Below are 13,142 nucleotides of genomic sequence, written 5' to 3' on the forward strand. Positions count from 1 at the left end.
CCGTGCTTTCCAAACTTAATAACTTTATTATTAAAAAAGTATTATGCCATAAATAAGTTACTAATAGCCCCATTTTTTCATTACGGCCAAATCAATACCCGCGCTTTCGCTTTGGCCAAGGCCCTGGTACTCTTCCTGCTCTATTACAAAGTATGATGTTCCGGCGGTTTTTTTGGCGGCCTTAAGTATTTGTTTTAACGGCAGTAAACCTTTGTCAAGCTGGCAGCTTTCGTATTTGGGCTTGCCATTTTCTTCGCCGGCTTTTATCATGTTTTTCACGTGCATCAGCTCAAACCTGCCCGGGTATTTCTTGATATAATCCATGGCGTTGGCACCGGCCATGTACATATTGCCCATATCCAGCTGCTGCGCCACCAATGATGGCTCGGTATGCTGCAACATAAAATCGTACAAAAGCACACCATCAATACGCTGTTCAAATTCAAAGTCGTGGTTATGATAGCCGAATTTCATGCCGTGTTTTTTGCACAGCTCGCCGCATTTGTTAAACTGCTCCATGTAAGGTTTCATCTCCTCCGCGGTCATGGCTGCGCCTGATAATGACGGACTGATCACGAACCGTTGACCGATAATGGCGGCATCCTCCACGGTTTGTTTCCATTTATCGGTAAAGTCATTCTTTGATTTATCCCAATCCTGTCGTGCCATGGTAGTATGGCCGCTTGGCATAGTAAGGCCGTTATCATTTAATATCGCTTTGAATTCCTTTACTGTAAAACCATAAAATTTACGATCTGAATAGTTGGCATGCTCTACGTGGCGGTACCCCAGTTCGGCCAGGCGCTTCAGCGTAGCTTTAGGATCGGTACGCATTTCGTCGCGTACGGAGTAAAGCTGCAATACATTGCGATGTAACTTATTATCGGCAGCGCCAACGTAACGTGGTAAAGCTGCCGCCGTGGCCAACACAGCCGAGCTTTTTAAAAAACTTCGTCGGGAGTAATTCATGGTTTGCAATTGGTTGGTAACACAAACACCGCATCAAACAAAATCCATCACAACGGCATCTGCCCTACTAAAGTAATTATTGCTCCTTTAAAATGAAACATTTAAGGCAAAAACACGGCATACAAAAAAGCCACCCCGAGGGTGGCTATGTGTATTTTATATTTCGGTAATTAGCAATCCGGTTTTGGGGCATACCCTTTCTACCACAGGTACAGGCTTATAATATTGCTGATAAAAGCGCTTCTTAGAATCGTTGTAGCAAGTTACCGCGCCAAAAAAGTGCATAGCTTTTATGTAGTACCAGGCCATATCTACCTGGTATGGCTTAAAGCCTGAACGCGCGCTTTTAGGGAACAAGTGATGATTATTATGCCATTCGCCGGCTACTATACCCGGCCATAATTGATTAACTGACATATCGTTACGGTTATGATCTACACCTTCGCGGCGCATATCTTTACCCTTACCGTGGCCTTCGTAATTAAAGGTACGTACGCCTACCGCCCAAAAGCCCGCAGCGCCCAGTAAGGCGCAAGCCAAAGCGATACCACCAAGCAGGTAAAATACGGTAAACCAAAAGCCCCAGCTTAATATTACACCGGCTATAGTGTGAAACGGATTAGCCACAGTGCCCCATTTTTTATATTGCGCGTAAGTATTAGCTTTTACACCGGTATGTTTCATCAGGGTTACGCAACGGTTATAATCACCCTCACTCATATTGCGGTTTATTGGCTGATGGTTTGCATCCGCCAAAAAGCAATATAAAAAGCCCCCCGATGCATTGTAAGGATCTCCCGGCTGATCAGAAAGTGCATGATGTACATGGTGCGAGATCACATATATTTCTTCGGGAATAATCTTAAGGGTAAGATTTTGGGTAACAAAGCGCCAGAAATTATTGCGGAATTTAAATGCCCTGTGCGTGCAATAGCGGTGGTACCAGATAGTGCCATGTGTACCCATAACCACCATACTGTAAACAAAAGTAATGAGCAATAATTTTAAGCTGAAGTACTTGAATATGAACAACAAAAAGAACGGCGTTAACGCTAAAACCATCAACCAGCTCATTAAAGGCAGCCAGTTACGGCGATCCTTAATAACATTCATCCGGCTGGCAAATGCTTTTAGAATTTGTAAGGTTGAGGGTTTTGAAAGATTACCTTCACTATCCTGCCAGCCGTAGGCAGGCGCTTCAAGCACCGTATGGATAAATGCCATATAATAAAAATGGGTTAAAAATTTAAACTCTTAGGAAAGTGGGAAGGTAAGTATTATTTATCACACTAATGTAAAAATCTTTACAACTTGCGTAAATAAACTTGTTGAGGGATTTCGAGGATTTAACGCAATAGATGCATTTAAATTGCCGTTTTTCATAAATACTGCAACATTTATATTACACTTAAATGCAGTGTTAAACTATGCGGTATCTTCATCGTCGAACACACCAACTTAACCCCCTTAGCCACTTGAAAAAACTACTACTTACCTTTTTTACACTTACAATTTTTATATCCGCAAACGCGCAAACCGCCCGCCAGGTAACCGGCTCTGTGGTTGATAGCGCAAACGTAACCCTGCCAGGCATCAGTGTTAAGCTGGTTACCCCTACTGACAGCGTGAGCACCGCTACCGACATGGAAGGGAAATTCAAGTTTCCGGCAGTAAAAGGCAATACCTTTAAACTTATGATAACCGGTATTGGCTATGAAATATATAAAGGCGACTTTAAACTAACCGACGAAGCATCAACCAGTTTAAAACCTATTAAATTAAAAACGCAATATAACCTGCTGGGCATTGTAAATATCACCGCGCTCAAACCACCCATCACCATAAAGCAGGATACTGTAGAATATAATGCCGCGGCCTACAAAGTGCGCGATGGCTCCCCAACTGAGGACCTGCTGAAGAAGATGCCGGGCATAGAGGTTGATAAAGATGGCAACATCAACGCGCACGGCAAGGCAGTGACCAAGGTACGCGTAAACGGTAAGGATTTTTTTGCGGGCGACCCTAAACTGGCCACACAAAACCTGCCGGCCGATATTGTAGAGAACATACAGGTAATTGATGATTACGGCGACCAGGCAAACCTGACCGGTATAAAAACCGGGGAGCCAGCTAAAATATTGAACATTACGATAAAGAAAAACCGAAACGTTGGCAACTTTGGTCGCTTAAATGCCGGCGTAGGTAACGAAAAACGTTTTAATACCCGCGTTTTTGCCAATCATTTTAACAACCAGGAACAGATTTCAGTGCTCGGCAATTTTAACAACACGGATGGTAACCAGAATGGTATAAATACACAGCGCTCCGGCCAGATCAGGTACAGTAACGAATTTGGTAAGAAGATTAAGATTGATGGACGGTATAGCATTGATGATAATGACCGTAACACCATTACATCCTCGTTGCGAGAAGAACTCTATACCTCAGGAGCTATTACGCGTAACAACCAAAGTAACAACACCAACTGGAATACAAGCCACCACGTTGATTTTAACCTGGAATATAAACCCGACACGCTTAACTTTTTTAAGATAAGCCCCAACTTTAATACCAACACGTCCGGGAACGACAACAAGCTCGACTTTATAAATAACCGAAACGGCGTAACTGATGTTGGCCAGCAATATAACAATAGCAACAACCGCTCACCCAGCTACGGCGGTAACTTTTTGTTTAACCACCGGTTCAAAAAAAAGGGGCGTAATTTCAGTATAAACTTAAATGCAAACTCATCAGACAATACCAATAACGCACAAGACCTTTACAATGCTCAAAACCAGCAAACCGGCCTGCGCGATACTATTTACCAGCAAATAAATACTGCCGGATCTACCGACAGGTTTGGTTCAAGCATATCCTATACTGAGCCGCTTAGCCAAACCACTTTTTTAGAGGCCAATTATAATTATAGCTACACCAATAATAAGAACGACCGTTTTAACTATCGTATTAACCCTTATACTAACGAGCTTACTTATGTTGATTCGTTAAGCACGGTATATAATTACCAGTTTATTAATAACCGTTTTGGTTTAAACTTACGGAGCATTAAAACTAAGTACAATTTAACCCTGGGCATGGGCTTTCAGCCCACTACTTTGCAGGGCGAGTTTCAGGGAACGCGTACTTCACGCAACACGGTAAACTACATCCCCAACGCTAACTTTATTTATAAGTTTACGCCTAACCGTACGCTTACATTCAACTTTAACGGTTCAAATCAGCAACCCAGCTTTTACCAGTTACAGCCTAAGCCCGATCTGTCGAACCCACAAAACCGGGTGTATGGTAACCCTGATTTGAAACCGGAGTTTAATATGCGTTATAGTTTGCGCTTTAACCAGTTTAATGTGCAAAGTGGCAATTCACTATTTGTAAACCTGGATTATAATACCACTGCTAACAATATAGTATCGAACACCAAACCCGTGCGGCTTGATGATACCTCATCTACTCAAAGTACCGGCAGGTTGATACAGGAAACACGTTACCTTAATACGGATGGCTTTTATTCAATAAACGGTAACTACGCTTTTACCACCAAACCTTTTACCAATAAATCGTTCACGGTATCATTAAACGGCAGTAGTAATTACAACAATCAGGTAACTTTTATCGAGAGTGAACGCAACCTGGTAAAGAATCTCGTTTTAACGCAGGGATTAAAGTTTCGCGCGGATATAGACAGTGTAATGGATACGGAGATCAGCGGGAGTTATAGCATCAACACCTCAAAAAACAGCTTGACCAATGATGAACGCCCGCTTAACAGAAACGTGAATACCTGGAATTTGGGTCTTGATGGCCGCAACTACTTTTTTGACGGATGGATTTTAGGTTACAACATTTATAAACAAATTAACAGTGGTTTCGGCTCACGAAGTGTAAATCCTACCATAATCAGTACTTACATTGAATATCAGTTCCTGGCGCAAAATTCGGCGTCATTCCGGCTACAGGGGTTTGATTTACTTAACCAGAACACGGGCATCAGCCGCTCGGTAAACGGCAACGTAACCGTCGATTCGCGAACCAACCGTTTAGGGCGTTATTTTTTGTTTACTTTTAGCTACCGTTTCCGCAAATTTGCGGGGCGCGGCATGGGCGGTGGCGGCCGTGGCGAGCGCCGGGAAGGCGGCTCCGACCGGGGAGGACGCGGCAACGGAGGAGGCGGTGGCGGCGGAGGGGGACGCAGAGGATAAAGCGCAAAAATTATTTTTTTAGAAAATAAACCTAAGCCGGCTTTTTTTATTCTAATAACGATGAAATACTTTTTTGCCTTATTGCTTTGCGTAACTACGTTGAATTTATTTGCACAGGTAACACAAAAACGGGATGAGAAGCTGATACAGGATGTACAGGAACGATATTCTGTTTTAGCGGATAGCCCCTCAATTAGGCATGGGTTTTACCAGGCCATTTACCGCAAAAAAACGGCAATAGCAAGTGGCCGGTACGAGCGCGGCAAGCGGGTAGGCATGTGGCATTATTACAGCAAAACCGGGCAACTGCTGCAAAATTATGATTATGATAAACATGCCATAGTATATTCCTCCCCTGTTGATACCATGCACTCGGTAAGATATATTATAGATGACGAGATAAAACCTAACGATGCTATAGCGCCGCCTATAAAGCCGGGCAGCGTTTACTTTGGCTATATGCCTTACGTTAGGCTGGTGCAAATGCCCGCCGGACTGGAAGACTTTGATTATACCACACTTGTTGCCACAGTGGAATTACTGGTTAGTCCGGGTGGGCGGCTGGCTGATTTTAAAATAAGGGTAACCAGGCCTGGCAGCTTTATTAATGTAAACAAGGTTGCAGATATGCCTTTGGACCTAATTGAACCTGAGGACAAGATATTTCTGCCTGCATCAAAGAATGGCCAAAACGTAGGGATGACGGTAATAATTACTTGCCGATTTGATAGCCGGGGAAGAGTAATTTTTTAACATAACAAAAGAGGCGCTTTTAGCGCCTCTTTTGTTATAATCTTAATGATGGTGGTGGCCATCCGGACCGTGAGCATGGCCATGGGCCAATTCCTCTTCGGTTGCCGGGCGCACATTTAGGATAGTACCTTTAAAGTGCAATTCCTGGCCTGCCATCGGGTGGTTCAAATCTACAATAACAGCATCTTCTGCTACTGATACCACCTGGCCGCGGAAACGGTTACCATTATTATCCTGTAAAGGGATAATTGATCCTATCTCCGGAATTTCAGCTCCTTCAAACATTTCTTTTGGCAAATTGGCTACTGCCTCTTCGTCATATTCACCATAAGCATCTTCAGCAGTCAGGCGAAACTCGTAGTTATCACCTGTTGAGTGGGTGCTTAAGTTCTCTTCAAATTTCGGCAGCATTTGGCCTGCACCGTATAAAAAGGTAAGCGGTTGCTCTTCAGTAGCGCTTTCTACTTTTTCTTCTGTACCGTTGTTGTCAACATACAGGTCATATGTTAATGATACTACGTGCTTTGGTTCAATTTTCATTATAATCGTTTTTAATATAAGTAATCAGGCTTCAATTTGTTTTAAAGCCTCGTTAACATTGCGAGCGGGTAAGCCACAGGTTTTATCGCGGCATACAAAAATTTGTGTATTGCCACTAAACTTCCCTTGCAGCAAAGGTAAACTTCCTGCGTTGCCACCCAACATTATTTTATTAGGAATATATGTTTTCTCAATATCACGGCGATAACTTTCAAAATCATTACCCGTTACCGCCACCTCATACACCCCGTAGACCTCATCCGTAAGCAGCATGATCCAGTTAGAGTATACCGAGCCATACTTGCCGAGGTACGGCATGATATTACGCAGTAACTGGGCCGATATTTCCAGATAATGCTCATTATCAAATAACAACCCAAGCTTTTTAAGGTTACGCGCCATGGTTGAGTTTGATGCCGGGGTTACGCCATCCATAATTTCTGATTTACGGGCAATGAGCATTTCGTCATCTGCCGCGGTGTAATAAAATATACCGCCCTCTTCGTCATAAAAATTCCGGATAGCCACATCAGCAAGGCTACGTGCCCGGCTTAGCCACTGTTCGTCAAATGTAACTTCGTAAAGCGCGATAAAGGCATCTATCACGTTAGCATAATCATCCAAAAATGCCAGCCCATCGCCGCCCGGTACATCTTTTTTATATAAACGAGACAATTTACCTGACGAGGTAAGTAAGTTATTTACAATGAAATTCGCATTCGATAGCGCGTATTGCAAGTAGCTATCCTCACCAAAAGCCCGGTAAGCATCACAAAGCCCTTTCAACATCAGGCCGTTCCATGAGGCTAATATCTTATTGTCCAGTCCCGGCCTGATCCGCATGGCGCGGGCAGCCAAAACCTTTTTACTTAACTCACTCAATTTACCGGTTAACACTTCGACTGTTAATCCTAAATCGGCAGCGAGTGCCTCGTCATCCCGGTTACGGAAGAAAACATTGGTATGCTCCTCTTCCCAGTTGCCATTAGCAGTGGCGTTGTAGTATATGGAAAACAGATCGGTATCATTACCTAATATCTCTGCTAATTCCGCTTTAGTAAACGTGTAAAATTTACCTTCTACCCCTTCGCTATCTGCATCGAGAGCGGAGTAAAAACCACCATCCTCTGATGTTAGTTCGCGTAAAACAAATTCTGTTATTTCGACAGCCACCTGCTTATAAAGCGGATCGGCCTTCCATGTATATGCTTCAGCATAAAGACTTAACAATTGGCCGTTATCATACAGCATCTTTTCAAAGTGCGGCACATGCCAGTGCCCGTCAACCGCGTAACGGGCAAAACCACCGCCCACATGATCGTAAATACCGCCGTAGGCCATCTTTTTTAATGTTAATTCAGCCGCTGCTGCTACCTCGGCATCCTTACTTAAATGCGCGTAACGCATCAGGCTAATCCAGCTGTTAGGCATCGGGAACTTGGGTGCCGCGCCAAATCCACCCTCAACGTGATCAAAATATTTTTTCCAGTTGTTGATGATGGTTTGCAAATCCTTCTGTGTGTACTTATCCTCGGCTTTCTCGATAAAATCAACCGATTCGTATTGATTGATACCTTCAGTAAGCCTAACCGCGTACTCCTCTGCTTCCTGTGGCTTTTGCTTATAAAAATCGGCAAGGTTAAACAATAACGAAGTCCACTCATTTTTGCGGAAATAAGTACCGCCATAAATAGGCCGCTGATCGGGCAGACAAATGCAATTTAATGGCCAGCCGCCACGCCCGGTCATCAATTGCACGGCGCTCATGTAAATCTGGTCAACATCGGGGCGCTCTTCACGGTCAACCTTAATGCATACAAAGTATTCGTTCATCACGGCAGCTACCTGTTCATCCTCAAAGCTCTCGTGCTCCATTACGTGGCACCAGTGGCAGGCCGAGTAACCTATACTCACCAGTATCAGCTTGTTTTCATCCTTTGCTTTTTGCAATGCCTCCGGTCCCCAGGGATACCAGTCGACAGGGTTATTAACGTGCTGAAGTAAGTATGGTGATGTTGAATTAGCCAGATGGTTCATTTAATATAAATTTTGTGAACGGAGATTTGTTTTCGCGAGATGCAAATCTGTGTTAAACAATCGGCAATCGCATCATACATAAGTTATAATTCCACCTAAAACAAAGCGCCGATGCAGTACGTGCAACGGCGCTGATAAAATTTATTTTAAGGCACTGTTTATGGCCACACACCCAGATTTTGGTACGATACCGCGATTTTGTTGATAGCACCAACAAAGGCAGCTGTACGCAGAGTATCGATTTTCTCGAGTTTGTATGTTTCGCGTATCTCGTGGTAAGAACGGATCATGGTATCTTCCAGGCCAGAGTTAACCAGTTCAAGCTCGGATGAGCCCTTAACGATGGTTGCACGCTGAGCAGGTGTGAGCGATATACCGGTTATACCTTCAACCATATTTACCAGGTTCAGATTGTTGTTCTCCTCAAACCTGCGGTTGATACGGCCAAACGCTACGTGCGAAAGGTTTTTAAGCCACTCAAAGTATGATACGGTTACACCGCCGGCGTTGGCATACATATCCGGGATGATGATACCGCCTTTGGCGTAAAATATGGCTTCCGCTTCCGGAGTGGTTGGACCGTTAGCGCCTTCGGCAATAATTTTCGCCTGTATACGGTCTGCATTCTCGGCAGTGATCTGGTTCTCTAACGCGGCTGGCACTAAAATATCGCATGGTTGCTCCAGGCCTTCACCCGAGTTTTTAAACTCCTGCTTAGCGCCGGCATAACCTAAAATTGAACCTGTTGCTTTACGGTGCTGGTAAACAGCTTCTACATCCAAACCGTCAGCATTATAAATAGCGCCTTCGAACTCGCAGATACCTACTATAATACCACCGTATTCCTGTAAAAATTTAGCAGTATAAAAGCCCACGTTACCCAAACCCTGTACAATAATGCGCTTGCCTGAAATACCTGTTGGCAAACCCAGTTTCTGCATATCTTCAGCAACGCTAACGCACTCGCGGATAGCGATAGCCACACCACGGCCGGTAGCTTCCCGACGGCCTTGAATACCGTGCAGCGCAATAGGTTTTCCGGTTACTGCTCCCATGGCATCCAACTGTCCCGGGTTCATGGTAGCATAGGTATCAGCAATCCAGCTCATTTCTCGCTCACCGGTTCCGTAATCAGGTGCCGGCACGTCAATACTTGGGCCTATAAAGTTCTTTTTAATCAGTTCGACAGTGTAACGACGGGTGATGTTCTCCAACTCCTGTACGCTGTAGCTTTTAGGATTGATGCGGATACCGCCCTTAGCGCCACCAAATGGCACGTTAACAATAGCGCACTTGTAAGTCATCAGCGCGGCAAGCGCCATCACCTCGTCCTCGTTTACAAATTCACTGTAACGTATACCGCCTTTTGTTGGCGATTGGTGGTGCGAGTGCTCAACGCGCCAGGCATCAATAACCTCGAAGCCGTTGCCGCGGCGTATCGGGAAGCGAAAACGGTAAACGCTATTGCATGACCTGATCTGGTCGAGCAGGCCGGCATCGTGTTTTGTAAATTTCGCGGCGTAGTCAAAGTTCTTGCATACGTCACCAAAAAAGTGCGTATTCTGATCTAATAACGAATTATCTGACATAGATATTTAGTATGAGTAAATAATTGGGTGTTAATATATGCGCAAAGTTGACACAAATTTTAGCACAACTGCAAATGTTAAAACCCATAGTGTTTTGGCTACACTACATAACAAACAATTTAAACCAATGTTTAAACAACACAGGCTAAATTTTTGAACTATTTTTCGTTTTCGATTTTTTTTAATCTTTTATCTATGGAGAACAGATAAATGGCCAAACCCACGAAAATAATGGCCAAAGTAGCTACTACAACGTATATTTTGCCGGAGCTGCGCAGGGTATCAGCCATTTCAATATCGGCACCGTTTTGCGCAAAAACAGCGGTAAAGCTCAACAACAATACTATCAGGGAGAATAATTTCTTCATCATTAATCAAGGGAATTCTGTTTGTATTCAATCAGGCGGATTCGGTAGCGTAAGGTAGCTATCCAAACTGCCATTAAACTCCAGGCAATAAAACCTACATATAAAATCATACGTACGTTGTTATCGGTAATTTTACTAAAAGCCGGGTTACCGCCGTTGCCGGGATGTAATGAATCCGTCATGCGGGGTAGTACCATGATCAGCACAATCATTACAGGGAAAGCAAAAATGTTATAGATGGCCGATATACGTGCTCGTTTTTGCTCTTCATCTATTGCATTACGCAGCACCAGGTAGGCACAGTATAACAAAAATGCAATAGCGGCACTGTTCTGTTTAGGGTCATTACTCCAGTACTCGCCCCAGGTATTGCGTGCCCATATCATACCGGTAATGAGGCCTAACACGAAAAAGAAAACACCAACATTTACGCATTCAACCGCTATCAGGTCGTGTTTTGGATCGGCCGAACGAAGATATTTGATGCTATACACTACCGATATAATGAACACGATGAACATGGCCATCCACATAGGCACATGAAAAAATGTATTACGGATGGTTTCATGAACGATAGGCAAACGCGGCACCTGTATCAAAAAACCGGCTATGATGGTTGTTAATACCAGCAGTACGGCCAGCACTTTCCACCATGTTTGGTACATAAACTTCATAAAATAACTTGTGGCGACAAATGTAATAATTTTTAATATAGAACGCCGGAAGCGGCCTATACGGTATTGATAATTTCAGGTCATATTATGCCTAAAAACTCAATCACCGGGCATATAATCCAGCGGTAGCAATTCGGCCAGTTTGGCTTTTGACCATGTGCCCTCCACCAAAGGCGGATCCTGCAATATGCGGCCATTCATGTCAAAATAAATAACGGGCTTAGGGAAAGTCATTGTGCTTATCTCGAAGTTTTCCATGTCAAGCGGCCGGTAAAGGTCCCTGAAATTGGTTTCCTCGTGTTTTTTGGTGTAGATCACGTAAAGCAGATACTTGTTCACTCCCAAACCAAATATTCCCGGATCATTCGTTTTAAAAAAGAACTGGTTGCGCTTCAGCGGTTCTTTGCCAAGCATCTCTTTATAATACTTAGGCATGTTTGACATGTTGATCCAGTAATTGGCAGAATCGCGGTTGGTGGTTCTGAATTGCTTTATTTTACGTTGTATCAACTCCTCGGGCGCACGCTGCGGATTAGGCTCACGTACAAACGGTTTTACAATAAATCCGTCCTCTTCATAAGTATCGGCGTAAACCGAACGGAAAAAATGCTTCGCAGAGCCGTAGTAGGCCTCTTTACGTTTATCGCGCCATTTTTGCTTTTGGGCTTCGCTGCCCGGCAACTGCTCAAACAGCGCCCTGCCCTCGTATGATATGATCCCGTTTAGCTTATCGGTTTTGAAATCATTGATCATGTATTTAACCCGGTAGCCCAAAGCGCGGTTCTCTACCACTAAAAATTCATCCGTATAAGCTTCTAACGTCTTTTTTGAGCTCTTGTATGACAGGCTTACTACCCGCGGGTTTACTACATAACACTTCTTGGAATTTTCAGAAGTGCCAATAAAATCCTGCTTAAATATTTCATAATTCTTTTTCCAGTCGGCATCCGTCATGACCACTACCTCGCGCAGCATCATATTTTTTTGCTTAAGATCGATATTCAGAGTAAGTGTTTTATTGCTTACCATGATGGTTTGCACCTCTTCCTGGTAGCCTACGCTGGTAACAACCAGCTGGTATTGGCCGGGCTTAACCCCACGTAATGTATAAGTGCCATCATCGGCCGATGTGGTACCGAACGTGGCGTTGTTTAAAAACACGCTGGCCTTGGCAAGTGGCTGCTTGCCTGCCGCGGTGGTAACCTTTCCTGTAATGGTACCATCCTGTCCGAAGGCGGTGCTTACCACCATAAACAGGCATAGCATTATCAGCCCGGAAACAGAACTTATTAATCGCGCCATAGGTAAGGGAATAGCAACAGCGACGTTGCAATAACAATTGCGTTAATAGCAGCCAGTGCGCCTAAATGGCCATAGTTAAGGCTCCTGTCCAAACCATCCATGGCATTTTTGCTAAAGCGGATCAGTATCAATATAACCGGGATGATAACGGGGAAACTTAATATCGCCATCAGCGTGCCGTTATTTCCTGCTTTTGATGCAATGGCCGATATCATGGTAAAAACCGTTGAAAAGCTAATGCTGCCAATAATCACTGAAGCAAAATACAGTAACGGATCGCCTACTACGTTGTTAAAGAATACTACATAAACTACGATAGCCAAAGTGCTCAACAGCGCCATCAGCAGCATGTTATAAATAATTTTGGAAAGTATAACGGCCTGCGGGCTGGCTATGGAATAATAATACAGCAAACGCCCCCTACTCTCCTGCACAAAGCTTTTGGCGATGGCATTGACCGAAGCAAACAGCATGATGATCCAAAAAAGCACGTTCCATACTATGGGGTAACCGCTGCTGCCCGTAAAACCAGCGCTTAAACTAAAGGCGATATAGCAAACAAACACGGTTGATACCACATACAACAGCACCCCGTTAAAGGCATATTTTGATCGCCACTCCAGCAGTATCTCTTTTTTTAACAGCGTAAGCGTTTGACCGATAAGTTCCATGAGCTGCAAATATAAT

The 13,142-nt window shown here is 44.0% G+C and carries 11 protein-coding genes; 2 read left to right on the forward strand and 9 right to left on the reverse strand.

Translation table 11 applies throughout. The features are described from left to right. Window positions 1–60: 60 nt before the first annotated feature. Window positions 61–969, reverse strand: a complete 909-nt coding sequence (locus LT679_RS05415; protein WP_232176288.1) for a TIM barrel protein — start codon at window positions 967–969, stop codon at window positions 61–63. A gap of 156 nt (window positions 970–1,125) precedes the next feature. After that, window positions 1,126–2,193, reverse strand: a complete 1,068-nt coding sequence (locus LT679_RS05420; protein ID WP_232176290.1) for a fatty acid desaturase — start codon at window positions 2,191–2,193, stop codon at window positions 1,126–1,128. Window positions 2,194–2,444: 251 nt separating this feature from the next. Between LT679_RS05420 and LT679_RS05425 the strand changes: the two genes are divergently transcribed. Then, window positions 2,445–5,192, forward strand: a complete 2,748-nt coding sequence (locus LT679_RS05425; protein ID WP_232176291.1) for an outer membrane beta-barrel protein — start codon at window positions 2,445–2,447, stop codon at window positions 5,190–5,192. Window positions 5,193–5,252: 60 nt separating this feature from the next. Further along, on the forward strand, window positions 5,253–5,945 hold the full coding sequence (locus LT679_RS05430; protein ID WP_232176292.1) for a toxin-antitoxin system YwqK family antitoxin: 693 nt from the start codon (window positions 5,253–5,255) through the stop codon (window positions 5,943–5,945). A gap of 42 nt (window positions 5,946–5,987) precedes the next feature. Here LT679_RS05430 and LT679_RS05435 read toward each other — a convergent pair whose 3' ends face one another. The 7 genes from LT679_RS05435 to LT679_RS05465 all read right to left on the reverse strand — a co-directional run bounded on the left by LT679_RS05435 (window position 5,988) and on the right by LT679_RS05465 (window position 13,126). Next, window positions 5,988–6,485 (reverse strand): FKBP-type peptidyl-prolyl cis-trans isomerase, encoded by a 498-nt coding sequence (locus tag LT679_RS05435; RefSeq protein WP_232176294.1) that lies wholly within the window; start codon window positions 6,483–6,485, stop codon window positions 5,988–5,990. 24 nt (window positions 6,486–6,509) lie between these two features. Continuing rightward, complete coding sequence (locus tag LT679_RS05440; RefSeq protein WP_232176296.1) at window positions 6,510–8,522, reverse strand: thioredoxin domain-containing protein; 2,013 nt, start codon at window positions 8,520–8,522, stop codon at window positions 6,510–6,512. Window positions 8,523–8,680: 158 nt separating this feature from the next. Further along, entirely contained in the window at window positions 8,681–10,111 is a 1,431-nt protein-coding gene (locus tag LT679_RS05445; protein ID WP_232176298.1) for a Glu/Leu/Phe/Val family dehydrogenase, read from the reverse strand. A gap of 158 nt (window positions 10,112–10,269) precedes the next feature. Next, window positions 10,270–10,482, reverse strand: coding sequence for a CcmD family protein (locus LT679_RS05450; RefSeq protein WP_317206531.1), 213 nt, complete (start codon window positions 10,480–10,482; stop codon window positions 10,270–10,272). After that, the gene (locus tag LT679_RS05455) at window positions 10,482–11,144 is read right to left on the reverse strand and encodes a 2-vinyl bacteriochlorophyllide hydratase (RefSeq protein ID WP_232177157.1); all 663 of its coding nucleotides are present in this window, start codon (window positions 11,142–11,144) and stop codon (window positions 10,482–10,484) included. Before LT679_RS05455 ends, LT679_RS05450 begins: the two co-directional genes overlap by 1 nt. A gap of 108 nt (window positions 11,145–11,252) precedes the next feature. Continuing rightward, window positions 11,253–12,455, reverse strand: a complete 1,203-nt coding sequence (locus LT679_RS05460; protein WP_232176300.1) for a carboxypeptidase-like regulatory domain-containing protein — start codon at window positions 12,453–12,455, stop codon at window positions 11,253–11,255. Next, the gene (locus tag LT679_RS05465; RefSeq protein WP_232176302.1) at window positions 12,443–13,126 is read right to left on the reverse strand and encodes a heme exporter protein CcmB; all 684 of its coding nucleotides are present in this window, start codon (window positions 13,124–13,126) and stop codon (window positions 12,443–12,445) included. The genes LT679_RS05460 and LT679_RS05465 overlap by 13 nt, the downstream gene beginning before the upstream one ends. Window positions 13,127–13,142 lie beyond the last annotated feature (16 nt).

It is taken from the genome of Mucilaginibacter roseus (genome assembly GCF_021215455.1).
Classification (GTDB): domain Bacteria; phylum Bacteroidota; class Bacteroidia; order Sphingobacteriales; family Sphingobacteriaceae; genus Mucilaginibacter; species Mucilaginibacter roseus.

Excerpts from the sequence above, each read along its gene's own strand:
- LT679_RS05465 (WP_232176302.1), bottom strand. The coding sequence starts at position 13,126 with ATGGAACTTATCGGTCAAACGCTTACGCTGTTAAAAAAAGAGATACTG.
- LT679_RS05435 (WP_232176294.1), bottom strand. The coding sequence starts at position 6,485 with ATGAAAATTGAACCAAAGCACGTAGTATCATTAACATATGACCTGTAT.
- LT679_RS05440 (WP_232176296.1), bottom strand. The coding sequence starts at position 8,522 with ATGAACCATCTGGCTAATTCAACATCACCATACTTACTTCAGCACGTT.
- LT679_RS05420 (WP_232176290.1), bottom strand. The coding sequence starts at position 2,193 with ATGGCATTTATCCATACGGTGCTTGAAGCGCCTGCCTACGGCTGGCAG.
- LT679_RS05450 (WP_317206531.1), bottom strand. The coding sequence starts at position 10,482 with ATGATGAAGAAATTATTCTCCCTGATAGTATTGTTGTTGAGCTTTACC.
- LT679_RS05415 (WP_232176288.1), bottom strand. The coding sequence starts at position 969 with ATGAATTACTCCCGACGAAGTTTTTTAAAAAGCTCGGCTGTGTTGGCC.
- LT679_RS05430 (WP_232176292.1), top strand. The coding sequence starts at position 5,253 with ATGAAATACTTTTTTGCCTTATTGCTTTGCGTAACTACGTTGAATTTA.
- LT679_RS05445 (WP_232176298.1), bottom strand. The coding sequence starts at position 10,111 with ATGTCAGATAATTCGTTATTAGATCAGAATACGCACTTTTTTGGTGAC.
- LT679_RS05455 (WP_232177157.1), bottom strand. The coding sequence starts at position 11,144 with ATGTACCAAACATGGTGGAAAGTGCTGGCCGTACTGCTGGTATTAACA.
- LT679_RS05460 (WP_232176300.1), bottom strand. The coding sequence starts at position 12,455 with ATGGCGCGATTAATAAGTTCTGTTTCCGGGCTGATAATGCTATGCCTG.